The 24,884-nt window shown below is 53.0% G+C and carries 28 protein-coding genes; 13 read left to right on the forward strand and 15 right to left on the reverse strand.

Features of this window, described 5'->3' with window-relative positions; translation table 11 throughout:
* Window positions 1-21 precede the first annotated feature (21 nt).
* The 4 genes from ACERJC_RS08495 (at window position 22) to mntP (ending at window position 3,193) form a co-directional block, all read left to right on the forward strand.
* Window positions 22-822: a PTS mannose/fructose/sorbose transporter subunit IIC gene (locus ACERJC_RS08495; protein WP_042318487.1), complete on the forward strand. Its 801-nt coding sequence runs from the start codon at window positions 22-24 to the stop codon at window positions 820-822.
* Window positions 823-834: 12 nt separating this feature from the next.
* Entirely contained in the window at window positions 835-1,686 is an 852-nt protein-coding gene (locus ACERJC_RS08500; RefSeq protein WP_042318485.1) for a PTS mannose transporter subunit IID, read from the forward strand.
* A 63-nt stretch (window positions 1,687-1,749) separates the two neighbouring features.
* Complete coding sequence (locus tag ACERJC_RS08505; RefSeq protein WP_152404168.1) at window positions 1,750-2,208, forward strand: DUF986 family protein; 459 nt, start codon at window positions 1,750-1,752, stop codon at window positions 2,206-2,208.
* A 418-nt stretch (window positions 2,209-2,626) separates the two neighbouring features.
* The gene (mntP, locus tag ACERJC_RS08510) at window positions 2,627-3,193 is read left to right on the forward strand and encodes a manganese efflux pump MntP (RefSeq protein ID WP_061077791.1); all 567 of its coding nucleotides are present in this window, start codon (window positions 2,627-2,629) and stop codon (window positions 3,191-3,193) included.
* Here the strand turns inward: mntP and rlmA are convergent.
* The 6 genes from rlmA to mgrB form a co-directional block, all read right to left on the reverse strand.
* A complete protein-coding gene (gene rlmA / locus ACERJC_RS08515) occupies window positions 3,190-3,999 on the reverse strand; it encodes a 23S rRNA (guanine(745)-N(1))-methyltransferase (protein ID WP_373671457.1) in 810 nt (269 codons plus the stop codon). The two genes, mntP and rlmA, sit on opposite strands and share 4 nt — an antisense overlap.
* A 63-nt stretch (window positions 4,000-4,062) precedes the next feature.
* Complete coding sequence (gene ftsI2, locus ACERJC_RS08520) at window positions 4,063-5,808, reverse strand: peptidoglycan DD-transpeptidase FtsI2/PBP3(PARA) (protein WP_373671458.1); 1,746 nt, start codon at window positions 5,806-5,808, stop codon at window positions 4,063-4,065.
* Between the two features lie 220 nt (window positions 5,809-6,028).
* A complete protein-coding gene (gene cspE, locus ACERJC_RS08525; RefSeq protein WP_001062678.1) occupies window positions 6,029-6,238 on the reverse strand; it encodes a transcription antiterminator/RNA stability regulator CspE in 210 nt (69 codons plus the stop codon).
* 12 nt (window positions 6,239-6,250) lie between these two features.
* Window positions 6,251-6,394, reverse strand: a complete 144-nt coding sequence (locus ACERJC_RS08530; protein ID WP_042318481.1) for a DUF2627 domain-containing protein — start codon at window positions 6,392-6,394, stop codon at window positions 6,251-6,253.
* A gap of 657 nt (window positions 6,395-7,051) precedes the next feature.
* Window positions 7,052-7,339: a YebO family protein gene (locus ACERJC_RS08535; RefSeq protein WP_178825251.1), complete on the reverse strand. Its 288-nt coding sequence runs from the start codon at window positions 7,337-7,339 to the stop codon at window positions 7,052-7,054.
* Between the two features lie 74 nt (window positions 7,340-7,413).
* Window positions 7,414-7,557: a PhoP/PhoQ regulatory lipoprotein MgrB gene (gene mgrB, locus ACERJC_RS08540; RefSeq protein WP_042318479.1), complete on the reverse strand. Its 144-nt coding sequence runs from the start codon at window positions 7,555-7,557 to the stop codon at window positions 7,414-7,416.
* A gap of 160 nt (window positions 7,558-7,717) precedes the next feature.
* On the opposite strand from mgrB, the gene ACERJC_RS08545 reads away from it, so the two are divergent.
* Entirely contained in the window at window positions 7,718-7,957 is a 240-nt protein-coding gene (locus ACERJC_RS08545) for a YobH family protein (protein WP_042318478.1), read from the forward strand.
* 108 nt (window positions 7,958-8,065) lie between these two features.
* Here the strand turns inward: ACERJC_RS08545 and kdgR are convergent, their stop codons facing one another.
* Window positions 8,066-8,857: a DNA-binding transcriptional regulator KdgR gene (gene kdgR / locus ACERJC_RS08550; protein WP_046481145.1), complete on the reverse strand. Its 792-nt coding sequence runs from the start codon at window positions 8,855-8,857 to the stop codon at window positions 8,066-8,068.
* Window positions 8,858-9,033: 176 nt separating this feature from the next.
* Here kdgR and ACERJC_RS08555 point away from each other — a divergent pair, with 176 nt between their 5' ends.
* Window positions 9,034-10,407 (forward strand): MFS transporter, encoded by a 1,374-nt coding sequence (locus tag ACERJC_RS08555; RefSeq protein ID WP_373671459.1) that lies wholly within the window; start codon window positions 9,034-9,036, stop codon window positions 10,405-10,407.
* Between the two features lie 45 nt (window positions 10,408-10,452).
* Here the strand turns inward: ACERJC_RS08555 and htpX are convergent, their stop codons facing one another.
* The 4 genes from htpX to msrC all read right to left on the reverse strand — a co-directional run bounded on the left by htpX (window position 10,453) and on the right by msrC (window position 14,877).
* Window positions 10,453-11,334, reverse strand: coding sequence for a protease HtpX (htpX, locus tag ACERJC_RS08560; protein ID WP_373671460.1), 882 nt, complete (start codon window positions 11,332-11,334; stop codon window positions 10,453-10,455).
* A gap of 193 nt (window positions 11,335-11,527) precedes the next feature.
* Complete coding sequence (prc, locus tag ACERJC_RS08565) at window positions 11,528-13,576, reverse strand: carboxy terminal-processing peptidase (protein ID WP_152404157.1); 2,049 nt, start codon at window positions 13,574-13,576, stop codon at window positions 11,528-11,530.
* 19 nt (window positions 13,577-13,595) lie between these two features.
* Window positions 13,596-14,282: an RNA chaperone ProQ gene (gene proQ / locus ACERJC_RS08570; protein WP_152404155.1), complete on the reverse strand. Its 687-nt coding sequence runs from the start codon at window positions 14,280-14,282 to the stop codon at window positions 13,596-13,598.
* 97 nt (window positions 14,283-14,379) lie between these two features.
* A complete protein-coding gene (msrC, locus tag ACERJC_RS08575; protein ID WP_178827129.1) occupies window positions 14,380-14,877 on the reverse strand; it encodes a free L-methionine (R)-S-oxide reductase MsrC in 498 nt (165 codons plus the stop codon).
* A gap of 130 nt (window positions 14,878-15,007) precedes the next feature.
* Between msrC and yebS the strand changes: the two genes are divergently transcribed.
* From yebS to ACERJC_RS08600, 5 genes are all read left to right on the forward strand, one after another.
* Window positions 15,008-16,291 (forward strand): membrane integrity lipid transport subunit YebS, encoded by a 1,284-nt coding sequence (gene yebS / locus ACERJC_RS08580; protein WP_286633467.1) that lies wholly within the window; start codon window positions 15,008-15,010, stop codon window positions 16,289-16,291.
* The gene (locus ACERJC_RS08585; protein ID WP_152404149.1) at window positions 16,260-18,893 is read left to right on the forward strand and encodes a PqiB family protein; all 2,634 of its coding nucleotides are present in this window, start codon (window positions 16,260-16,262) and stop codon (window positions 18,891-18,893) included. Before yebS ends, ACERJC_RS08585 begins: the two co-directional genes overlap by 32 nt.
* 77 nt (window positions 18,894-18,970) lie before the next feature.
* The gene (gene rsmF, locus ACERJC_RS08590; protein ID WP_373671461.1) at window positions 18,971-20,410 is read left to right on the forward strand and encodes a 16S rRNA (cytosine(1407)-C(5))-methyltransferase RsmF; all 1,440 of its coding nucleotides are present in this window, start codon (window positions 18,971-18,973) and stop codon (window positions 20,408-20,410) included.
* A gap of 114 nt (window positions 20,411-20,524) precedes the next feature.
* The gene (locus ACERJC_RS08595) at window positions 20,525-20,761 is read left to right on the forward strand and encodes a YebV family protein (RefSeq protein WP_167382411.1); all 237 of its coding nucleotides are present in this window, start codon (window positions 20,525-20,527) and stop codon (window positions 20,759-20,761) included.
* 101 nt (window positions 20,762-20,862) lie between these two features.
* Window positions 20,863-21,054 carry a YdfD/YebW family protein gene (locus ACERJC_RS08600; RefSeq protein ID WP_042318465.1) on the forward strand — a complete coding sequence of 64 codons (192 nt, stop codon included), beginning with the start codon at window positions 20,863-20,865 and terminating at the stop codon, window positions 21,052-21,054.
* Here the strand turns inward: ACERJC_RS08600 and pphA are convergent, their stop codons facing one another.
* The 4 genes from pphA to yobA form a co-directional block, all read right to left on the reverse strand.
* On the reverse strand, window positions 21,055-21,717 hold the full coding sequence (pphA, locus tag ACERJC_RS08605) for a protein-serine/threonine phosphatase (RefSeq protein ID WP_371894956.1): 663 nt from the start codon (window positions 21,715-21,717) through the stop codon (window positions 21,055-21,057). It lies immediately after the preceding gene.
* 409 nt (window positions 21,718-22,126) lie between these two features.
* A complete protein-coding gene (locus ACERJC_RS08610) occupies window positions 22,127-22,465 on the reverse strand; it encodes a YebY family protein (RefSeq protein WP_373671462.1) in 339 nt (112 codons plus the stop codon).
* Between the two features lie 16 nt (window positions 22,466-22,481).
* Window positions 22,482-23,354, reverse strand: a complete 873-nt coding sequence (gene copD / locus ACERJC_RS08615) for a copper homeostasis membrane protein CopD (RefSeq protein ID WP_286633475.1) — start codon at window positions 23,352-23,354, stop codon at window positions 22,482-22,484.
* A gap of 2 nt (window positions 23,355-23,356) precedes the next feature.
* On the reverse strand, window positions 23,357-23,731 hold the full coding sequence (yobA, locus tag ACERJC_RS08620; protein WP_152404140.1) for a CopC domain-containing protein YobA: 375 nt from the start codon (window positions 23,729-23,731) through the stop codon (window positions 23,357-23,359).
* A gap of 137 nt (window positions 23,732-23,868) precedes the next feature.
* On the opposite strand from yobA, the gene ACERJC_RS08625 reads away from it, so the two are divergent.
* Both ACERJC_RS08625 and ACERJC_RS08630 read left to right on the forward strand, forming a co-directional pair.
* Window positions 23,869-24,099, forward strand: coding sequence for a DNA polymerase III subunit theta (locus ACERJC_RS08625; RefSeq protein WP_046481161.1), 231 nt, complete (start codon window positions 23,869-23,871; stop codon window positions 24,097-24,099).
* A 109-nt stretch (window positions 24,100-24,208) separates the two neighbouring features.
* A complete protein-coding gene (locus ACERJC_RS08630; RefSeq protein ID WP_286633478.1) occupies window positions 24,209-24,865 on the forward strand; it encodes a carbon-nitrogen hydrolase family protein in 657 nt (218 codons plus the stop codon).
* Window positions 24,866-24,884: the final 19 nt, after the last annotated feature.

Raw genomic sequence — 24,884 nt, forward strand, 5'->3', positions numbered from 1 at the left:
TATAGCAATAGGAGAAGTACAATGGAGATTACCACTCTTCAGATTGTGCTGGTGTTCATCGTCGCATGTATCGCGGGTATGGAGTCGGTACTCGATGAATTTCAGTTCCACCGCCCACTGGTGGCCTGTACGCTGATTGGTGCCGTTCTCGGAGATATGAAAACCGGTATTATCATCGGTGGTACCCTGGAAATGATCGCCCTGGGCTGGATGAACATCGGGGCTGCCGTTGCACCTGATGCCGCACTGGCGTCCATTATCTCTACCGTTCTGGTTATCGCGGGTCACCAAAGCATCGGTGCCGGTATCGCGCTGGCTATTCCGCTGGCCGCAGCAGGCCAGGTTCTGACTATTATCGTTCGTACTATCACCGTGGCATTCCAGCACGCCGCGGATAAAGCGGCGGAAAACGGTAACCTGACGGCGCTCTCCTGGCTGCATGTCTCTTCCCTGTTCCTGCAGGCGATGCGTATCGCTATCCCGGCGGTTATCGTTGCGATTTCCGTAGGGACCAGCGAAGTTCAGGGCATGTTGAATGCGATTCCGGAAGTGGTGACAGGCGGTCTGAACATCGCCGGTGGCATGATCGTTGTGGTCGGTTACGCGATGGTTATCAACATGATGCGTGCAGGCTACCTGATGCCGTTCTTCTACCTCGGCTTCGTGACTGCCGCATTTACTAACTTCAACCTGGTTGCTCTGGGTGTGATTGGTGCGGTAATGGCCATCCTCTACATCCAACTGAGCCCGAAATATAACCGCGTGGCGGGTGCACCAGCGCAGGCTGCGGGTGACAACTCCCTCGATAACGAACTGGACTAGCAGGTGAGCGAAATGGTTGATATGACTAAAACTACCACTGAGAAAAAACTCACACAGAGTGACATTCGTGGCGTGTTCATTCGTTCTAACCTGTTTCAGGGTTCATGGAACTTCGAACGTATGCAGGCGCTGGGTTTCTGCTTCTCCATGGTACCGGCTATTCGTCGCCTGTATCCCGAGAACAACGATGCGCGTAAGCAAGCCATCAAGCGTCACCTGGAATTCTTTAACACCCACCCGTACGTTGCGGCGCCAGTTCTCGGCGTAACGCTGGCGATGGAAGAACAGCGTGCTAACGGCGCAGAGATTGATGATGGTGCCATCAACGGTATCAAAGTGGGTCTGATGGGGCCGCTGGCAGGCGTGGGCGACCCGATTTTCTGGGGTACTGTGCGTCCGGTGTTTGCTGCGTTAGGTGCGGGTATCGCGATGAGCGGCAGCCTGCTGGGTCCACTGCTGTTCTTCATTCTGTTCAACGCAGTCCGTCTGCTGACCCGTTACTACGGCGTCGCCTACGGTTACCGCAAAGGTGTCGATATTGTTAAGGATATGGGCGGCGGCTTCCTGCAAAAACTGACTGAGGGGGCGTCAATCCTCGGCCTGTTTGTCATGGGGGCGTTGGTGAACAAATGGACGCACGTGAACATCCCGCTAGTGGTCTCAACCATCACCGGTCAGGATGGTCAGACGCGTGTTACCACCGTCCAGACCATTCTCGACCAGCTGATGCCGGGTCTGGTTCCGTTACTGCTTACCTTCGCCTGTATGTGGCTGCTGCGTAAGAAAGTCAACCCGCTGTGGATTATCGTTGGCTTCTTCGTCATCGGTATCGCGGGATATGCGGTCGGCCTGTTGGGTCTGTAAGACTGTAGTACACTACCGGGGCCTTAACGGCCCCGTTTTTTTTATCTGGAGGAACAAGGATTAATGACTATTACGGACCTGGTGCTGGTTTTCTTTATTGCCGCGTTGCTGGCTTACGCCATTTACGATCAGTTCATCATGCCACGCCGCAATGGCCAGACTCTGCTTGCCATCCCCCTGCTACGCCGAAGCCGCGTGGACAGCGTCATCTTCATCGGCCTCATCGCGATTCTTATCTACAACAATGTCACCAGCCATGGGGCTATCATGACCACATGGTTATTATGTGCACTGGCGTTGATGGGGCTTTATATTTTCTGGATCCGGGTACCGAAGATCCTCTTCAAACAGGGTGGATTTTTCTTCGCCAACGTATGGATAGAATATAACCGCATTAAAGAGATGAATTTATCGGAAGATGGTGTTCTGGTGATGCAATTAGAACAAAGGCGTTTGCTTATTCGCGTACGAAATATCGACGATCTGGAAAAGATATATAAACTTCTCGTTTCCTCTCAGTGAGTTAGAAACATAGCCTGTGCTTTGTTTTTCGCAATTTAATTGTAATTAAAAACATAGCTAAGGCTATAACCCAGGCGTAAAGATGTTATTTATTTTAACGTTCTATCTATCAATAAATCTAAATGAAAATCGTTTACAATTAGAAGTCAAATAATATTTCTCCGCAGTTGTTTTATATTCTCAAAATATGTTAAGGTTGCGCCGTCATTTGGGGAGTAGCCGATTTCCAGACTCCGGAAATGTACGTGTCAACATACTCGTTGCAAAACGTGGCACGTACGGACTGAAATCTCTTTCAGTCAGGCGAGACCATAGGCACATCAACTGCTATGCATACTGTATGAACGCCTGTGTTCAGGTGTGCATGTTTACTGGGGGCAGTGGTGTGTTTTATGGAAACCCCGGTCAGGACGCTGTCATGAATATCACTGCCACTATTATTCTCGCTTTCGGCATGTCGATGGATGCTTTCGCGGCATCAATTGGCAAAGGCGCCACCCTGCATAAACCCAAATTCTCTGAAGCGCTGCGCACCGGTTTGATCTTCGGCGCAGTCGAAACATTGACGCCGCTGATCGGCTGGGCGCTGGGCATGTTAGCCAGCAAATTCGTACTGGAATGGAATCACTGGATTGCCTTCATTCTGCTGGTCTTTCTGGGCGGGCGAATGATTATAGAAGGATTTCGCGGCGCGGATGATGAAGACGATGAACCGCTGCGCCGTCACGGTTTCTGGTTACTGGTCACGACCGCCATCGCCACCAGCCTCGACGCCATGGCGGTCGGTGTAGGGCTGGCGTTCCTGCAGGTCAACATTATCGCTACCGCACTGGCTATCGGCTGCGCCACGTTGATTATGTCCACGCTGGGGATGATGGTCGGTCGCTTCATTGGCCCGCTGCTTGGCAAACGGGCTGAAATTCTGGGCGGGGTGGTGCTGATCGGTATCGGCGTCCAGATCCTCTGGACGCACTTTCACGGTTAATCCGCGCGCTGCCAGAGGTGAAGACGAAAATCCGTCTGGCAGTCAAACGTTTCTCTACTCGCCAGATGTTCCCAAACCTCTGGCTTCGCCCGCCATGCAAAAGGTGTCATCTGCAATAGCGCCACCGCTTCCTTCCCGCTCAGGCTCATCGGGTACGCCAGCGCGATATCTTCCAGCAGGTTGAACCCTTCCAGTTGCTCGGTATGCGGCGCATGGAGTCGGACCTCAACGTAAATCAGCCCTTTCAACTCCATTAAATGCCTCGCTCCCGGCGTTGCCGTGAGAACCCATCCGCGCGGCTTGACCACACGCGCCAGTTCTTCTGCTTTACACGGCGCGTAAATCCGCACAATCGCGTCCTGACTGGCATCAGCAAACGGCAGACGATGACTCGATGCAACGCAGAATGTCACCTGCGGATAGCGCCTGGCCGCCGCTTTGATAGCGACCTTCGCCACGTCCAGTCCATAAGTGGTAGCCGCAGGCAGCGCATCAGCAAAGGCGTGAGTGTAATACCCTTCACCACAACCGATATCAAGAATCGAGGCCGCCGACGCGTCGAGGCGCGTGGAAAGTTGTTCAACGATGGCGTCACGCAGCGGCTGATAGTGTCCGGCATCAAGAAACGCACGCCGTGCCTGCATCATCTCCGCACTGTCACCCGGATCGCGCGAACGCTTATGCTGCACCGGCAACAGGTTGACGTATCCCTCTTTTGCCACATCAAACTGATGCCGCTGCGGACAGATAAAACTGTTATTGACGTGCGCGAGAGGCTGGTGACAAAGGGGGCAGGAAAACGACATAACAACTCCGGCAGGTGAATTCAGGGCGCAAGTGTAACGCGATTTACGCCCTGGGAGAATCACTTAGCGCACAGGGAATGTCTGCGGATTGCCCTGCATTACCAGCAGATGACTGGAGTCGGCGGGCATTCCATCCGGTTTGACGTTTTCCAGTCGCAACACATCGCCCATAATCTGGCTAAAAACGGGTGCCGATACGGCACCGCCGTAATAGGCGCCGTTCTGCGGATCGTTAATCACCACCACCAGTGCAAACTTCGGGCTGCTGGCTGGCGCCACGCCTGCGGTGTAGGCCACATATTTATCCACGTATTTACCGTCATCACCGATTTTCTTCGCAGTCCCGGTTTTAACCGCCACGCGATAATCCCGAACCGCCGCCTTCGTCCCGCCGCCACCCGGCAGAGCAACACTTTCCATCATATGTTCTACCTGTCTGACCAACGCTTCGGACATCACGCGTTTGCCGATGACCGGCGGATCGATACGCGTGATGGAGAGCGGTCGGTAAAGGCCAAAACTGCCAATCGTGGCATAGACGTGCGCCAGTTGAAGCGGTGTCACCATCAGGCCGTAGCCAAAGGCAAATGTTGCACGATCCAAATCGCTCCAGTAGTGACGCTGTGGCATCAGCCCCTGACTCTCCCCGGTGAGTCCCAGTCCCGTGGGCTGACCAAAGCCAAAACGCTGATATGTATCCACTAACTGCTGAATGGGCATCGCCAGCGAGAGATGCGATACTCCGGTGTCACTCGATTTTTGCAAAATACCGGTCAGCGTCAGTTCCGGATAAAAACCCACGTCGCGGATGCGATGCCCGTCGAGAAAAAATGGATGGGTATCGATTACGCTGTCAGGCTGCACAATCCCCTGCTCAAGCGCCGTCATGATGACCAGCGGTTTCACCGTCGATCCCGGTTCGAAGGTATCGCTAATCGCTCGATTGCGAAAATCGTCAAGCCCCGCACCGTCCCGATTATTCGGGTTAAAATCGGGGAAACTGGCCATCGCCAGAATCTCACCGGTGGCAATGTTCACCAGCACGGCGGCTCCGGATTCTGCTTTGTTCCAGCTAACCGCATTGTCCAGCGCATCTTCGGTAACCGTCTGCAGTCGCTCATCAATGCTAAGCTGAAGTTCATGAGCCGGTACAGGATTGACTTCCGTGATGTTTTCAATCACATGCCCGAATTTATCCTTGCGGACCAGACGGGAACCCGGCTTACCCATTAACTGTGCGTTAAAGCTTTTCTCAATGCCTTCAATACCCTGCCCGTCAATGTTGGTAAAACCAATCAGATTCGCCGCGACATGTCCTGCCGGGTAAAACCGCCGGGATTCTTCACGCAAGTTGATCCCGGGCAAATTCAGTCTCTCTATCCACTTCGCCTGTTGAGGAGAGACCTGACGCGCAAGGTAGATAAACCGTGCCGACGGATCGTGGTTAACACGCGCCGCCAGCGTTGTGAGCGAGAGATGCAGCGTATTCGCCAGCGCCTGCCAGCGTTCGTTGACGCCAACGCCGCCTTTACTCAACAAGATTTGTGGGTCAACCCAGACCGCATTCACCGGTACGCTCACCGCCAGTGGCCGTCCCTGCCGGTCAGTAATCATTCCGCGCGGCGATGCCGTGCTGACTTCGCGCAACGAGCGCATATCTTCTTGCCTGACCAGGGAATCGGGTTCAACAATCTGCAACCATGCGACGCGTCCCAATAGCACTCCCAGACTCAGCAATATGGCTATACAAAGTAGTGCAAAGCGTAGCGGTGTGAAACTTCGCGCCGTACCATCACTTTTCTTTTTCACCTGTTCTCCGGCAAACATGATATTCAGGTGACTGATTTAACGGGAATAACGGCGGGAAAGCGGGGAAAACTATGCTAATAACATCACGGCTTTGCAACAAGGCGCTAACGAAGGAGGTATTCAGACATACTTTGAAGGAAGATGCATGAAAAAGCCCCGCATCAGCGAGGCTTTAAATCTGAGGTTGATGCGCAGACGCGCTTCAAATCAGTGGTGTCGATCAGATAGCTGTTACGTTAACAGCAGCCGGACCTTTCTGGCCGTCCTGAATTTCGAACTCAACGTTCTGGCCTTCAGCCAGAGTTTTGAAGCCATTACCCTGGATAGCGGAGAAGTGTACGAACACGTCTTTGCTGCCATCAGCCGGAGTAATAAAGCCAAAACCTTTAGACTCGTTGAACCACTTAACTTGACCTTTAATCTTTGCCATTTGCAAAATTCCTTAGAGTGTTTTCTTAGCCCGCAGGCCTAACATAGATAAAACTGAGACATTACTGCTTGAGGCACTAATATAAGGTTCGGCAGAGAAGCGGTATTCAACGACAACGTGTTTACTCAGGACTTCTTTACTGAAAATGCCACACATAAACAGAACTGTACCTCGTTTAACCCAAAACGTGTTATCACATACAACGTTAATTATGGCAAGCCATTTTTAAACGTGTCTCGATCGGTCGCACAAATCTCACCAGTCGACACAGAGTATCTGCACAGTTATGCGTCAATTCTCAAGCCGATATATTCCCGCTTTCTTGCTGAGCCCTTGTCAGACCAGCATCGCAACGGGGACTTTTCAACCATAGCTCAATAACTTCATGACTTCCAGATCATCGCGATGATGAAACGTGGAGTCAGGCCGTTATCACAAATTCTGCTTTGTTATGCATAATTTGTCTCAACACAAAATGGCCCGTTATCATAATAACAACACATTTCGGTCCAACCTGATATCCACTGTTCTTATGCACTCATTTAATGAAAGAATGATGACAATGCACAAAAATAGGGAAAGAAACGTTTCGATTTTTATAAAGCCGATCATTCTCACAAAACGGGGAAGTTCACATTATTAACGTATGGAAAAATATAATTAAGTGTGTGCAGACAATAACCAACGGAATGACTCAGGAAGGAACGGATATAGCGAAGAGGTATGTAACTGCACTAATAGCGTGCAGGATAATGACCCAGGAAGGAAAGACCGACGGGATGCCAGTCCATTCGCTTCCTGTTTTACAAAGGATTAACGCTCTGCGACCAGACGGATGATGTCATCATCCTCTTGCGGGTCATTGGCCTTCGGCGATGCCTCAGCCACTTTTTCCGGTTCGTTCGCTTCACAGAGACGACGCAATAAGGCATTTTGTCGCTTCTGCTGATCTAACAACGCTTCAAGCAGCTCAATCTGCTCATTGGTTCGCGAGCTTGCACGGTTGATAAAGAACCACAGCACCAGCCCAACAACCAGAACCCCCACCGATACAATCAACGACGCAAAATTAAGCACGCCGGAATTCACTACTTCGTTCATTTCACCACCTCAATGTAGACGCATCATTTTACCACCGCGCCACAGGAAGGTAATCAACAGATGAAAAAATGATCTCACCAGGGGATAAATTTATTGATGGCGCAAATTCCGCTGAAAAATTGTACATCCTGGTCACACATGATGTTGAACACCTGGGCCCATAGCAACAGGCACACAAGCACCACCACCACCAGAATTATCCATCGAAACTTTTTCACTCCACTCTCCGCATCAACATCTTATGCCACCAAAATATCATGTGTATCTTAAACCAGGGCTAACTACAGAGAACATTCGCGATTTTTTAAGAATCATTTACTTGTATCAATGCGCGTAGACGCTAAGCTCAGTCTAACTTATAGAAGAAAAGAGGTCATAATGCGTTTGATTATTCGCGCTATCGTGTTGTTTGCGCTTGTCTGGATTGGATTATTACTCAGTGGATATGGTGTTCTGATAGGCAGTCAGGAGAATGCGGCCGGATTGGGGCTGCAGTGTAAGTATCTCACCGCGCGAGGAACCGCCACCGCGCAATATGTTCATACCGATAGCGGTATCATTGGGTTAACGGATTGCCCGCTATTGCGTAAAAGTACCGTGGTCGTCGATAACGGTTAAGATCCGCCGCCGTGATGACCGCAATGCGTAATCCTAAGCAGGATGTCATCAGGATAAAACTGCCGGCGCGAAAGTCGGCAGTTTCTTAATATCGCCATCATGACGTCATCAGAATGGATAATGGTTGTAACCCATCTGTTCAGAAATTTTACGCGCCGCAGTATGCAGCATCGAAACGTAGTCATGCAGGTTTTCTTCGGAAAAACGCAGCGTCGGGAAGGAGATGCTCAGGCCAGCAATCACGACACCGAAACGGTCAAATACCGGTACGCCAATGCAGCGTAAACCTTCTTCTTGTTCTTCGTTATCTTCGCCATAACCCTGTTCACGAACTTTATCCAGCACGGGCAGCAATGCTTCCGTGGTGGTGATGGTGCGCCCGGTACTGCGTTTGTACTCAACGCCGTCCAGAATCTGTTTCACTTCATCACGATCGCGCCAGGCCAGCAGCACTTTACCAATCGCGGTACTATAAAGCGGGTTACGACGACCGACACGCGAATACATGCGCAGATTGTACATCGAATCAATCTTATGGATGTATACGATGCTGTCTTCATCCAGCGCACCGAGGTGCACGGTCTCTTTAGTCAAACGAGAGAGTTCACGCATCTGGATGTCCGCACTGCGGATAAGGTCAACGTTCTGTAGCGCACGCGCGCCCAGTTCAAACAGTTTCAGCGTCAGAGAATACTTCTCGGACTCCCCTTCCTGCGACACATAACCCAGCGTTTTCATGGTCTGTAAAAAGCGATAAACGGTGCTTTTTGACATCATGACGCGTTGTGATAACTCGGTAATCCCTATTTCGCGCTCTTCACCCAGCGCCTGCAGAATGCCAAAAACTTTCAGCACGGAAGATACAGAATCAGGCTGTTTATCCAGATCTGCGTTAGCCATCTATCACCTCATTACGAGTGTTTTATAAAAATCAGAACGATTTTTTATTATAATTTCATGGTCAGGCGCCCGCAATCCATCTTTGCTAACTTCGTTACAAATCTGCGACATAAAGCCTGAATATCAATGCTAGAATCACTACCCTGATCATATTCTTCGCAGAAACTATCAATCACATGAATAAACCCCAGGCCGACGGCCTGCCGCTTCCGCAGCGATATGGCGCCATTTTAACCATTGTTATTGGTATTTCGATGGCCGTACTGGATGGTGCCATTGCCAACGTGGCACTCCCCACCATTGCCGATGATTTACACGCCTCCGCCGCCAGCTCAATCTGGGTCGTCAACGCCTATCAGATTGCCATTGTCGTCTCGTTACTGTCGCTGTCGTTCCTGGGCGATATGTTTGGCTATCGACGCATCTACAAATGCGGACTGGTCGTCTTTCTGCTGGCTTCACTGTTCTGCGCACTCGCAGACTCGCTGCAGGTGTTGACGATGGCGCGTGTCGTGCAGGGGTTTGGCGGCGCGGCGCTGATGAGCGTCAACACCGCGTTGATCCGTCTGATTTATCCTCAGCGCCATCTGGGACGTGGGATGGGCATCAACTCCTTTATCGTTGCCGTCTCTGCAGCCGCTGGCCCCACCATTGCTGCGGCGATCCTCTCAATCGCCTCCTGGAAATGGCTGTTCCTGATCAACGTGCCATTAGGAATTATTGCGCTAATTCTGGCGATACGATTCCTGCCGCCCAATGGTTCACGCAGCAATAAACCGCGTTTTGATATCCCCAGTGCCGTGATGAACGCACTGACGTTTGGTCTGTTGATCACCGCACTGAGCGGTTTTGCACAGGGGCAGTCCCTTACGCTGGTCGGTGCTGAACTGGCGGCGCTGGTCGTGGTGGGCTACTTCTTTATCCGCCGTCAACTCTCACTACCGGTGCCGCTATTGCCGGTCGACCTGCTGCGTATTCCCCTGTTTTCACTGTCGATAGGGACATCAATCTGTTCCTTCTGCGCACAGATGCTTGCGATGGTCTCCCTTCCCTTCTACCTGCAAACGGTACTGGGGCGCAGTGAAGTTGAAACGGGTCTGCTGCTCACTCCCTGGCCACTGGCAACGATGGTCATGGCACCGCTGGCCGGGTATCTGATAGAGCGCGTCCATGCGGGATTGCTGGGGGCGCTGGGCCTGTTGGTGATGGCTGGCGGACTTTTTGCTCTGGTGCTGCTTCCTGCCGTACCGTCCGATCTCAATATCATCTGGCCGATGATCCTCTGCGGTGCCGGGTTTGGTTTGTTTCAGTCACCCAATAATCACACAATCATCACGTCAGCGCCGCGCGAACGCAGCGGTGGCGCGAGCGGAATGCTGGGAACCGCTCGTTTGCTGGGACAAAGTTCAGGTGCGGCGCTGGTCGCACTGCTGTTGAACCAGTTCGGGGATAACGGCACGCATGTTTCTCTGCTGGCTGCGGGGATTCTGGCAACCGTGGCGGCGGTGGTGAGTGGTTTACGCATCACACAACCTCGAGCGCAGGGATAAAAAAAAGCGCGTCCGTGGACGCGCTCTCTCGTTTTGCCGACAGGCTTACTTCAGGTATTCCCCACTTCGCAGCGCTTCGATACGTTTATCCAGCGGCGGGTGAGTCATAAACAGTTCACTCAGTGATTTACCTTTACCATTAATGCAGAAGGCCATCATGCTGGATGCTTCCTGCGGTTCGTAACTGGTTTTCAGACGCTGCAGCGCGGCAATCATCTTTTCACGACCAACCAGTTTGGCGGAACCCGCGTCGGCGTGGAACTCACGATGACGAGAGAACCACATGGTAATAATGCTCGCCAGAATACCGAAGACCAGTTCCAGTACCATCGCGACAGCAAAATAGATCATCGGGTTGCCATTGCTACCCTCGCCTTCATCACGGTTGCCACCGAGAAAACCCGCGGCGATCTGCGCTAGAATGCGCGAGATAAAGATAACAAAGGTGTTCACGACCCCCTGAATCAGCGTCATGGTGACCATGTCACCGTTCGCGATATGGCTAATTTCATGAGCAATAACCGCTTCAGCCTCATCCGGGCTCATGTTTTGCAGCAAGCCGGTACTGACCGCGACCAGAGACGCATCACGACGCGCCCCGGTGGCAAACGCGTTAATGTCCGGCGCATGGTAAATAGCAACCTGCGGTATGGCGATACCGGCCTGACGCGCCTGCGTGGCGACCGTATTCATTAACCAGCGTTCTCTTTCGTTACGCGGCTGCTCGATCACTTCCCCACCGACGGAACGTAACGCCATCCATTTGGACATCAGCAGTGAAACGAAGGAACCACCAAAACCGAACAGCAGCGCCATAATCATCAGGCCCTGAACGCTGCTCGACTGAATCCCTGTCAGGCTCAGCACCAGCCCGAAAACGACCATGACGGCAAGGTTCGTCAACAGGAAAAGCGCGATTCGCATCATAATTTTCTTTTAACCTCAACTTAACAAAACGCACTATGCGATTACCCACATCGTATGGGTCGTACCGCTATTTTCAAGTATCAATGCCCGGTAAGTCACCAGAAAGACACAACTTTACATTTTGTTGTACCAGACTGACGACTTCATGCGCTTGTTAAAAAAAACAGGCACAATTTCTTGTGCCTGTCTGAGGTTACTTCGCCGCAGCGGGTTGTTCCGCGGGCTTCGCTTTCTCAAGCGTCGCCAGATCCAGCGCAATCTTCACCGTTTCATCAAGATACGGATCCGGCTCCTGGTAATCTTTTGGCAGGTCGTCCAGTTTCTTCAGAACCGGTTTTCCTTCACGTTTAAACCGGTCATTGATTCGCGCCAGACGCATCGCATCATCTTCGTTATTCTCTTTTTCACGCTGCGCGTAATTCAGAGACGCGATGTTACGTTTGTCCTTCATCGCATTGAAACGGGCGATATCCTTCATGATGTACTGGAACTCAGGATCCTGCGCGATACGCGCGTTGTGATCTTTGAGTAACTCAGGACCGAACGGCGTCAGATCGTCTGATTTCACATACGTTGCGGCGTCGATGCTATCCCACGGCAACGCATTATCTTCAAACTTCTCGCCGGTTTCTGTCTCTTCATTCCCTGTTGGCATGATGATATCGGGCGTGACGCCTTTACGCTGGGTACTGCCGCCGTTCACGCGATAAAACTTCTGGATCGTGTACTGGACGGAACCCAGTGCAGGCCATTCCGGACGCAGCATCTGATCGTAAATACGGTTCAGCGAACGATACTGCTGCACGGTACCTTTACCGAAGGTCGGTTCACCGACGATCAGCGCGCGACCGTAATCCTGCATGGCGGCTGCAAAAATTTCCGATGCCGACGCGCTGAAGCGATCGACCAGCACCACCAGCGGACCTTTGTAGTAAACAACGCCATCGGTATCGCTGTCCTCACGGACTTTGCCATTATTGTCGCGAACCTGAACCACCGGACCAGAAGGAATAAACAGACCCGACAGCGAAACCGCTTCCGTCAACGCTCCGCCACCATTGCTGCGCAGATCGATTACGATGCTGCTGACGTTCTGTTTTTCCAGTTTCTGCAACTGAACTTTGACATCGTCAGTCAGGCCAACATAGAAGCCCGGGATATCCAGTACGCCGACTTTCTCTTTACCCACCGTCTTCACAGACATCTTAACCGCACGGTCTTCCAGACGAATGCGCTCACGCGTCAGTGTGACCGTTCGGGTTTTTGTTCCTTTGCCGGCAGGCAGAACTTCAAGACGAACCTTGCTGCCTTTTGGCCCTTTGATGAGCGCAACAACGTCATCCAGACGCCAGCCGATCACATCGACCATGCTTTTGCCCGTCTGACCCACACCGACAATGCGATCGCCAACGCTAATCGCTTTGCTCTTCGCCGCCGGACCGCCGGCTACCATGGAGTTGATGACCGTATAGTCATCGTCCATCTGCAACACGGCACCAATCCCTTCAAGGGACAGGCTCATTTCAGTATTAAACTGTTCGGTGTTTCGTGGTGAGAGATAGTTGGTATGTGGATCAATTTCGCGAGCAAACGCCGTCATCGCCAGTGAGAAGACGTCTTCACTGTTGGTTTGCGTCAGACGACGGATCGCGGATTTATAACGACGGGTCAGCGTCTCACGAATTTCTTTGTCGTCTTTGCCGGTCAGTTTCAGACTTAACTCATCGAACTTCACCTTACCGTCCCACAGCGCATTAAGCTCAGCCTCGTCTTTCGGCCAGGGCGCTTTGCTGCGATCGAGATTAAAGGTATCAGTCCCGGTGAAATCCATCGGACGTTCGAGCACTTTCAGTGCGTACTGAAAGCGCTCGAAACGGCGCTTTTGCGCCAGATTATAGAGATCGTAAAAAACGTCGAGCTTACCCGAGCGCAGTTCGTCGCCCAACTGCCCTTTCTTCTTCGCAAACTGCTCGACATCCCCCGCCAACAGCACGTTGTGGCTGTAGTCGAGTAAATTCAGATAGCGGTCGAAAATTTTGGCGGAAAAGGCCGAATCGAGATCGAACTGACGATAGTGAGAACGCGTAAAACGCGACGTAACGCGTTCACTCACCGTCGCGTGCTGTGTCTCTTCCTTAAGAACAGGAATCTGATCGGCACGCGTAATGTCGTCCACAGCGAAGGTCTGGCCTGCTATTGCAAGCAGGCCAGCTAACGCGGTAAGCCTAAAAAATGTGTTCATGCCAGGCCTGGCCTCCGTTTCAGAACACCAGGTGTTCTGCGCGTACAATCAAAGACATACCCGAATTCAGCTGTACACGGACGCCATCTTTGGTGATTTCTAATACGGTGGCATCCATCGCATCATTGCCCGCTTTCACCTTCAGAGACTGTCCAACGCTCAGCGCTGAAATATCCGAAACCGGAGTCAATTTCTCTTCACGAGGTGCGCGCGGCGCTTTCGCGGCCGGTTTATCAGCACGCGGTTTACGCTCAGTCGCTTCTTTGCGGCGTGGTGCAGGACGCGGCTTACGTTCACGGCGAGGTGCGTCTTCGGTTTCACCTGCGGCAGCGGCAGCTTCGCGTTTTTTCGCTTGCTGTTCAGCACGCTGCGCCTGAACGCGAGCTTTCGCTTCTTCAAGCTGTTTACGCGCATGTTCAACGTGCTGCTCATCCAGCTCCCCACAAGGGTTGCCGTCGAGATCGACACGCGTTGCGCCCGGCTTAACGCCGTACAGGTAACGCCAGCTCGAAGTATAAAGACGTAAAGCGGAACGAAGTTGCGTTTTGCTGAGGTTCATTTCGCCCTCAATACGCTCTACCAGATCCTGAAAAATGCCAATTTTCAGTGGGCGCGCTTCGCCTTCCGCACTAAAGCACTGCGGAAAACGCTCGGCCAAAAACGCGATTACTTCTTTACTGCTATTCAACTTAGGTTGATTTTCCATGAAATTTCCTGATTACAACGGACGTAGCCAACAAGCCGCAGGCATGAACAGGCGTCATTATAATGACGCCATCAGTAATTGCTACGGTATCCGTTGATTATCCTGCGATGCTCGCAAAGAATTTTTTGTAATCCGTCATTGCAAGCACGGTTTCAAGCTGCGCGACGAGCCGGCGAAGACCTTGCTCATCCTCAGCGGTGAAGCGCCCAAACGCCGTACTGTCGATGTCCAGCACGCCAATAATATGGCCCTTAACGGTTATTGGCAGGACAATCTCCGCATTACTGGCCGCATCGCAGGCAATGTGGCCATCAAACGCGTGAACGTCGTCAATCCGTTGCACCTGGTTTAGGGCAACAGCCGTGCCGCACACGCCGCGACCCACCGGAATCCGTACACAGGCAATTTTGCCCTGAAACGGACCTAATACCAGCGTATCGCCCTCAAGAAGGTAAAATCCCGCCCAGTTCACTTGCGAAAGACGTTCGTACAACAGCGCGCTGGTGTTCGCCAGCGTGGCCAGAAAACTGGTCTCTCCTGCCATTAATGCCTGAAAATCGCGGTTCAGATCCGCGTATAGCTCTGTCTTGTTCATTATATAATCACTTAGTTGTCTTACTCTGATACTGCCAGCCTATTAAAATAAGCATTAAATGCGTTAATGCTCAAGATCATTCCCGTCATGAGTTAAGATTACATAATTCTAACACTTTGATTCGCGATACATGGCTCTCAAGACACCCCAGATCACGCCAACGAAAAAAATAGCGATCCGATCCATCAGCGAAGCACTGCCTCGTGCGCACTATCAGCGTTGCCCTCAGTGTGACCTGCTGTTTAGTCTGCCGAAGATGCGCTCTCACCAGAGCGCGTACTGCCCCCGCTGCCAGGCGAAAATTCGTGATGGTCGCGACTGGTCGCTGACGCGCCTGGGGGCGATGGCTGTCACCATGCTGTTGCTGATGCCCTTCGCCTGGGGCGAGCCTCTGCTGCATATCTATCTGCTGGGCATCCGCATTGATGCCAACGTGATGCAGGGGATCTGGCAGATGACGCAGCAAGGCGATCCCATTACCGCGACGATGGTGCTGTTTTGCGTTGCGGGCGCACCGCTGATCCTCGTGAGCGCGATTGCCTACCTGTGGTTCGGCAATATTCTCGGCATGAATTTGCGCCCGGTGCTGCTGATGCTGGAAAAACTCAAAGAGTGGGTGATGCTGGACATCTATCTGGTGGGCATTGGCGTGGCATCGATCAAAGTTCAGGATTACGCCTTCTTGCAGCCTGGCGTTGGGCTTTACGCCTTTATCGCGCTGGTGATCCTCAGCATCCTGACACTATCTCACCTGAACATTGAGCAGCTGTGGGAACGTTTTTATCCGCAGCGACCGGCCAAACGCCCGGACGAGCAGTTGCGTATTTGCCTCGGTTGTCATTTTACCGGTTATCCGGACCCGCGTGGACGCTGCCCACGCTGCCATATTCCCTTGCGCGAGCGCCGAAATCAGAGCGTACAAAAATGCTGGGCGGCGTTGTTGGCATCGATTGTTTTGCTGCTGCCTGCTAACCTGATGCCTATCTCGGTTATCTACGTGAACGGTGGACGACAGGAAGACACGATCATGTCCGGTATCCTGTCGCTGGCGAACAGCAATGTCGCCGTGGCCGCCGTGGTCTTTATCGCCAGTATTCTGGTGCCATTCACCAAAGTGATCGTCATGTTTACGCTGTTGCTCAGCATTCAGTTCAAATGCGAACAGGGTTTACGCACGCGTATGCAACTCTTACGCCTGGTCACGTGGATCGGTCGCTGGTCGATGCTGGACCTTTTTGTTATCGCCTTAACCATGTCGCTGATTAACCGCGACCAGATTCTTGCTTTTACTATGGGACCGGCTGCGTTTTATTTCGGCTCAGCGGTCATTTTGACTATTCTTGCAGTGGAATGGCTGGACAGCCGCTTACTTTGGGATGCACATGAGTCAGGAAACGCCCGCTTCGCAGACTGAAGCGCAGATTAAAACTAAACGCCGTATCTCACCATTCTGGCTTCTCCCGCTGATTGCGTTAATGATCGCGGGATGGATGATTTGGAACAGTTATGAAGATCGCGGTAACACCGTGACCATCGATTTCATGTCTGCGGATGGCATCGTACCGGGCCGTACGCCCGTTCGCTATCAGGGCGTAGAGGTGGGTACGGTTCAGGACATCAGCCTGAGTCAGGATCTGCGAAAAATTGAGGTGCGAGTCAGCATTAAGTCGGACATGAAAGATGCCCTGCGCGAAGACACGCAGTTCTGGCTGGTGACGCCCAAAGCGTCGCTCGCGGGGGTTTCAGGCCTTGATGCGTTGGTTGGCGGTAACTATATCGGCATGATGCCCGGTAAAGGCAAAGAGCAGGATCATTTCGTCGCCCTTGATACCCAGCCGAAATATCGCCTGGATAACGGCGATCTGATGATCCATCTTAATGCGCCCGATCTGGGGTCGCTGAACAGCGGTTCGCTGGTCTATTTCCGTAAGATCCCGGTCGGCAGGGTTTATGATTACAGCATTAACCCAAACAAACAGGGCGTCACTATCGATGTTCTGGTTGAACGCCGCTTTACCAACCTCGTGAAGAAAGGCAGTCGTTTCTGGAATGTTTCAGGGGTCAATGCCGACATCAGTCTGAGCGGTGCGAAGGTCAAGCTGGAGAGCCTGGCTGCCCTGGTCAACGGGGCCATCGCCTTTGACTCCCCGGACGACTCAAAGGTCGCGGATCAGGATGATACCTTTGGCCTGTACGCCGATCTGGCGCACAGCCAACGCGGCGTCATTGTTAAGCTTGAACTGCCCAGCGGCGAAGGGCTGAAAGCGAACGCCACCCCGCTCATGTATCAGGGGCTGGAAGTCGGTGAACTCACCAAACTGAATTTAGAGCCGGGCGGTAAAGTCACCGGCGAAATGACCGTTGATCCCAGCGTTGTGACGCTGTTACGCGACGGCACTCGCATTGAACTGCGCAGTCCCAAACTGTCGCTAAGTGACGCTAACATCAGTTCGTTGCTGACGGGCAAAACCTTTGAACTGGTGCCCGGTACCGGTGAATCGCGCAGCGAGTTCGTGGTTGTCCCTGGTGAAAAAGCCCTGCTTCATGAACCTGACGTTCTGACGTTTACCCTGACCGCGCCCGAAAGCTACGGTATCGAGGCGGGTCAACCGCTGATCCTCCACGGTGTCCAGGTAGGCCAGGTGATCGAACGTAAGCTAACCAGCAAAGGGGTCGAGTTCACCGCGGCGGTCGATCCACAGCATCGCGACCTGGTTAAGGGTGACAGTAAATTCGTGGTCAACAGTCGTGTGGATGTCAAAGTGGGTCTGGATGGCGTTGAATTTCTTGGTGCCAGCGCCAGCGAATGGATAAGCGGCGGTATCCGCATATTGCCGGGCAGCAAAGGAGAAATGAAGTCCAGTTATCCGCTGTATGCCAACCTGGAAAAAGCGGTGGAGAACAGTCTGAGCGATCTGCCGACCACCACCCTGAGTCTGCGTGCGGAAACGCTGCCGGACGTGCAGGCCGGTTCCGTGGTGCTGTACCGTAAATTTGAGGTGGGCGAAGTGATCACCGTACGCCCCCGCGCCGACGCCTTTGACATCGATCTCCACATTAAGCCTGAGTACCGCAACCTGCTGACCAGCAACAGCGTATTCTGGGCGGAAGGCGGGGCTAAAGTGCAGCTCAACGGCAGCGGTCTGACCGTGCAAGCCTCTCCCCTGTCGCGCGCGCTGAAGGGAGCAATCAGCTTTGATAACCTGAGCGGCGCCAGCGCCAGCCAGCGCAAAGGCGATAAGCGTATTTTGTACGCCTCTGAAACCGCCGCGCGTGCGGTCGGGGGGCAAATTACACTCCACGCTTTTGATGCCGGGAAACTGGCGGCCGGGATGCCGATTCGCTACCTCGGCATTGATATCGGACAGATTCAGACGCTTGAACTGCTCACCTCGCGCAACGAGGTACAGGCGAAGGCGGTACTGTATCCGGAGTACGTGCAGACCTTTGCCCGTGGCGGGACGCGCTTTTCCGTGATTACGCCACAGATCTCGGCCGCTGGCGTGGAGCATCTCGACACTATCCTGCAACCCTACATCAACGTCGAGCCGGGTCGGGGTAATCCGCGTCGAGACTTCGAACTGCAGGAAGCGACCATTACTGACTCGCGCTACCTTGACGGGCTGAGTATTGTGCTCGAAGTCCCCGAAGCAGGCTCACTGGCGATCGGTACGCCGGTGCTGTTCCGTGGGATTGAAGTCGGTACGGTAACCGGCATGACGCTCGGCACATTGTCTGACCGCGTGATGATCGCCTTGCGCATCAGTCAACGCTATCAGCATCTGGTCCGCAATAACTCCGTCTTCTGGCTGGCCTCCGGATACAGTCTGGACTTTGGCCTGACGGGGGGCGTCGTGAAGACCGGCACCTTTAATCAGTTCATTCGCGGCGGCATTGCGTTCGCCACGCCGCCAGGCACCCCGCTGGCACCGAAAGCGCAGGCCGGGAAACACTTCCTGCTGCTGGAAAGTGAGCCGAAAGAGTGGCGGGAATGGGGCACCGCGCTGCCACGTTAATATCAGGCTCCGGCGTGCTCGCGCCGGGGCCTTTATGCTACACTGCGCGCTTGTTTTACTGCCGGTGGTGCTCCCCCGTGACTCAACACGCTGTTTATTTTCCTGACGCCTTTTTGACGCAAATGCGCGAGGCAATGCCTGCACACCTCTCTTTTGATGATTTTCTCGCCGCCTGCCAGCGCCCGTTACGCCGCAGCATCCGCGTTAATACCCTTAAGATTTCGGTTGCCGATTTTCTCACTTTAACCGCCCCGTATGGCTGGTCGCTGACGCCGGTTCCCTGGTGTGAAGAGGGCTTCTGGATTGAGCGCGACGATGAAGAAGCATTGCCCTTAGGCAGTACCGCCGAGCATCTGAGCGGCCTGTTTTATATTCAGGAAGCCAGTTCCATGCTGCCGGTTGCCGCCCTGTTTGCCGATGATAATTCGCCGAGCCGCGTGATGGACGTTGCCGCCGCGCCGGGTTCAAAAACCACGCAAATCGCAGCGCGCATGGGCAACCGCGGGGCGATTCTCGCGAACGAGTACTCCGCCAGTCGGGTGAAAGTGCTGCATGCCAATATCAGTCGTTGCGGGATCAATAACGTGGCGCTGACCCATTTTGACGGCCGCGTATTCGGTGCAGCACTGCCGGAAATGTTCGACGCGATTTTGCTTGATGCTCCCTGCTCGGGTGAAGGGGTCGTGCGAAAAGATCCGGATGCGCTGAAAAACTGGTCCGTGGGGAGCAATCATGAGATTGCCGCAACCCAGCGCGAACTGCTCGAAAGTGCGTTTCACGCCCTGCGCCCTGGCGGTATTCTGGTCTATTCGACCTGTACGTTAAATCGTGATGAAAACGAATCGGTGCTTGCCTGGCTGAAAGAGACCTGGCCTGAGGCAGTGGAATTTTTACCGTTAGACGATCTTTTTCCTGAGGCGACTCAGGCGCTAACAGCCGAAGGTTTCCTGCATGTCTTTCCGCAGATTTATGACTGCGAAGGATTCTTCGTTGCTCGTCTGCGTAAAACAGCGTCCATTCCCGCGCTGCCTGCGCCGAAGTACAAAGTGGGTAACTTCCCTTTCACCCCCGTCAAAGGTAGCGAAGCCGCGAATATAGCCCAGGCGGCTAGCGCCCTCGGCCTGCTCTGGGATGAAAACCTGCACCTCTGGCAGCGCGATAAAGAGGTCTGGCTTTTCCCGGCGGAGATTGAACCACTGATCGGTAAAGTCCGCTTCTCTCGCCTCGGCATTAAGCTGGCAGAAACCCATAACAAAGGTTATCGCTGGCAGCACGAAGCGGTCATCGCGCTGGCTGATGTGAATCACCGCAGTGCGTTTGAACTGTCGCACCAGGAGGCGCAAGAGTGGTATCGCGGGCGCGATGTTTACCCGCAGACCGCCCCCGCCACTGACGATGTGCTGGTGACCTTCCAGCATCAACCGATTGGCCTTGCCAAACGGATCGGTTCGCGGCTGAAAAACAGTTACCCGCGAGAACTGGTTCGTGATGGCAAATTGTTTACCGGTAACGTCTGAAATCGGAAAATTTGCGCATTTTTTGACTGGCGCTTTTGCCTGCGTTGTCTACGCTGAGAAATGGACGGCCTAACTGGTCGTACCACAATCAGCAAACCAACGGAGAGCACGATGATGAAAACCAGTGTGCGCATTGGCGCCTTTGAAATTGACGATGCCGAGTTACACGGCGAGTCGCCGGGAGACCGAACGTTAACCATTCCGTGTAAATCCGATCCGGATTTATGCATGCAGCTGGATGCCTGGGACGATGAGACCAGCATTCCTGCCCTTCTCAACGGAGAACATTCGGTCCTCTTTCGCAACCATTACGATCGTAAGTCTGATGCCTGGATCATGCGTCTTGCCTGATTCAAAAAGAACCCGTCTATCGGCGGGTTATTTATTTCCCCCTTCCCGCCTGCGTTAATTCCTCCTACACTTTTGTCAGGGTTGTACAAAATGAGGATAGGATGTTCGCACTGGTTCTGTTTGTCTGTTATCTGGATGGCGGTTGCGAAGATATCGTAGTGGATGTTTACGATACCGAGCAGCAGTGTCTGTATTATATGGACGATCAACGAATTCGCCAGGGTGGCTGCTTCCCGGTAGAGGATTTTATCGATGGATTCTGGGCACCCGCGCAGCAATACAGTGACTTTTAATCACTGCAGTTGTACCAGCGTTAACTCACCGCCGAATACCGCCCCCGTGTCGATGTAGTGAAGATTGTAGCTGTCAACGCGTTGATGCAGCGGCGTATGACCAAACCAGAAATGGTCAGCGCCGACAATAGCGGCCCCATCTCCCGCAAGATGCGCACTCAGTCGTGCACGTCGCCACAGCACCTCCGTAAGGTTAACCGGTTTTTGCCACTGATAAACGTCTTCCGGGTAATCAGCGTGGGCAACCACATGCGTCCCCTCGCGGCAATGCAGCTCCAGGATCCACGGCAATTGCTGGCAGTATTCCAGTGCCAGCGTGGCCTGATGCCGTTTCTGCTCAGGCAACATCGTAAACCAGCCTCCGCCATTCATCGTCCACAGCGACCATTGAGACGTGCGCAAGGCATCTATCGCCATCTGTTCATGATTCCCTCTGACCGCCACCATCCAGCGCTTATGCAGCAGTTGCAGACAGCGCAAACTGTCAGGACCACGATCGATGAGATCGCCCACCGAAACCAGCAGATCCTGCCAGGGGTCAAAGCGACAGGCCCGTAATTTCGCCATCAACAGCGCAAAACAGCCGTGGATATCCCCGACTACCCAGATGTGCCGCCAGTGCGCCCCCTCGATCATTTGGTAACTCTTTTCAGGCTGTTTCATGAGAGTTTTTGTCCTCAGTCACGCCCTAACACAAATTTAACAATAGCAGCAAAAAACGCTGGACGTTTATGCCTGGGTGTAGGTATGGTTTACTCAGAATGATAGGTGCGAAACGCCGTTTGGCTCAGGAAAAGCATCCGTTCTACAGATAAAAAGAGACCGAATACGATTCCTGTATTCGGTCCAGGGAAATGGCTCTTGGGAGAGAGCCGTGCGCTAAAAGTTGGCATTAATGCAGGCTAAGTCGCCTTGCCTTTTAAGAATAGATGACGACGCCAGGTTTTCCAGTCCGCGGCTTATGCGGCCGGAAAAAAACGGTGGTAGTCACTGACTGAAATGTAAAAACCGCAAGACCCTCAGCAGAAGGCTTGCGGTTTTTTATTGGAAATCAGAAAGATACTTTTGGGAATTAACAGAGTTTTTCTGCTCGTTCGATAAACGGTGCCAGGCTCATTTTTTCACCCGGTTTTGCCGGATCGTCAATCTGAATCACCGACAGAGGTTGTGCATTCGTTTTGCCGCTTACCACCTGCTCTTGCGCGATATCATTCAACGGATACTGAACGAGCGTGCTGGGGTTAATCACATACAGCGCGTTTCCGGGCCGACAGGTCAGCATGACCTCTTCGCGATTGAACGCCCACTTATCTTTGCCGATTTCAAAACGGCTCACGGTAATGACCTGCGGTGCCGCCAGCGCAACCCCTGAACTGGTCAGAAGCAGTAAAGAGAGAATCATTTTTTTCATGAGTTTTGCCTGTCCCTCAGAACGGTTCCAGCGTCGCAAACAAACTGACAATTGCCAGCACGACCGCGCCGATTCCCCATTCGATCTTCGTCATCCAGATAAAGTACAGATTGATGCGTCGACTATCCTGGCGCATTCGTGGTACGAGAAGATACCGATTCGCCAGTGCGATTGCCACCATTAGCAGGACAAGTGCACATTTTAGCAAAAGCAGTTGCCCCCAGACGGTCCGCCATGGAAGTGAGAAACCCTGTATAAACAACACATTGGCGATACCGGTAAGCAACACACCTGCCACGGCGAGATGCCCATAGCGTGAAAAACGCATCATGGTGTAAACCGCCTGCTGCTGCCAGCGTCCTCTTGCCATGTCCATGCAGTAAATCACCGGTAACAGACCGCCAAACCAGGCCGCAGTGCAAATCAGATGCAGTGCATGATTTGTCTGCTGGAGCGCGCCAATAACGCCAGAGTGCAGCGTGGCATGCCCAACTCCCGTCAGTAGTGCAAACTGTGCGAGGGTTAAGAGCAGTAATAGTCGCGGTAAATTACGCGGCACAATCAGCGCGGCAACCAGCGTGACCAGCGCCAGAACGATCTGCCAGAGCCACACCCCGCCAAACTGGGTTTGCAGTACGGCAACCCAGATCGAAACGGAGATAACATCCTGCCAGCCGGAGCCCATGAGCCCGCCCTGGATCGCCAGCATCAGTAACGCACTCAGAAAACTCCACCATGCAGCATGCTGTTGCAGACGTAGGAACCGTCGGCTCATCAGACGGCGGATAGAGAGCGGTGCCAGCCACGCGCCGTAAAGCGCAGAGCCAAACACCAGCATCAGGGCGGTAAAATGGATGAAGCGGAGTGCAACCCAGGTCAGCGTCAGCATGTTTATTTCACGCTAAAAGTGTACTGTCCTTTGGTTTTGTGTCCATCGACGGACACCACGTGCCAGTTCACCGTGTATTGACCCGGCTTCAGCGTTTCATCGAGCGGGACGATCAGCTGTTTCTTATCCTGTTCATTACGCTTTGCCGGACGGGTTTTGATTCCCTCTTGTTTCGGACCGGTAATCGTCGCCCCGCTGAATCCAGGCTCGATACCTTCAGAGAAATTAAGCGTCAGCGCCTGTGGCGCGGCGGCAACTTCGGCCTCCGCGGCCGGATACTGGTGGGTCAGATGCGCATGGGCCCATACGGTCGGAGCCGCCAGGGCTGAAGCCAGAAAAAGGAGCGTATAGCGAAAAGTACGAGCAGGAGAGACCATATCAACTATTCCCTTTTGTAATGCCTTATCCTGTGAGGATAACCTTCTATAATGTTCGCGTCGACAATCTTCAATTGCGGCTTGCCATTATGGCAGACTCTTAGTAACTTTTGCGCGCAATACCGAAGGAGAAGCCCATGCACAAAAATTTGGCTCAGCTTGAACAGGCTGAAATGGACAAGGTAAACGTTGACCTGGCCGCTGCTGGCGTCGCGTTTAAAGAGCGCTACAACATGCCCGTTGTCGCCGAAGTCGTAGAACGCGAGCAACCCGCTCATCTGCGCGAATGGTTTCGCGAACGACTGATCGCCCACCGTCTGGCGTCCGTTTCGTTGTCACGCTTACCGTATGAGCCCAAACCTAAGTAATATCTTTGATGTAAAGTTACGTATCCTTACATATTGGCTGCTACAGTATAAGTACATTCTTATTCTATGATTTAAGGATGATTGTAGACACTATGAAAAGGAAGTCATTATGTCACGCTGGAAAATAGCCGCAGCACAGTATGAACCGCTAAAAACGTCTATTCGCGAACATATCGCTCATCATCTGAATTTCATCGAGGCGGCAGCCAGACAACAGTGTGAACTGTTAGTGTTTCCCTCACTTTCATTACTCGGTTGCATGGACGAATCGCAGTCGCTGCCCGCACCGCCGGATATCAGTCTGCTACAGCCGCTCTCTCAGGCCGCCCACGCGCACCGCATGACGATCATTGCCGGTCTTCCGGTCGAGCATAACAACCGCTTCGTCACCGGGATTGCCGTTTTCGCCCCGTGGGTAACCTCACCGCGCATGTTTCATCAAAGCCATGGCGCGTGTCTGTGTGAAGACCTGAAAACCATCAGCGTGGTGGATGAACAACCGGAAGGTGTCGATATGGATCCGGCGTGTTCTCTGTTTACAACCAGTCAAAGCGTCAGCGAATCCGAGTTGCTCACCTCAACGTCACGATTACAACGCTTCTCGCATAAATTCTCGATTGCCGTACTGATGGCCAATGCGCGGGGAAGTAGCGCATTGTGGGATGAAAGCGGGCAATTAATTGTCCGTGCTGACCGCGGTTCACTGTTATTAACAGGACAGCGCACAGCGCAGGGTTGGCAAGGTGATATCATTCCATTACGCTAATCGTTTTCGGTCAGGAGTT

The sequence above is a fragment of the Citrobacter telavivensis genome (genome assembly GCF_041807075.1).
GTDB classification, from domain to species: Bacteria; Pseudomonadota; Gammaproteobacteria; order Enterobacterales; family Enterobacteriaceae; genus Citrobacter_A; species Citrobacter_A telavivensis.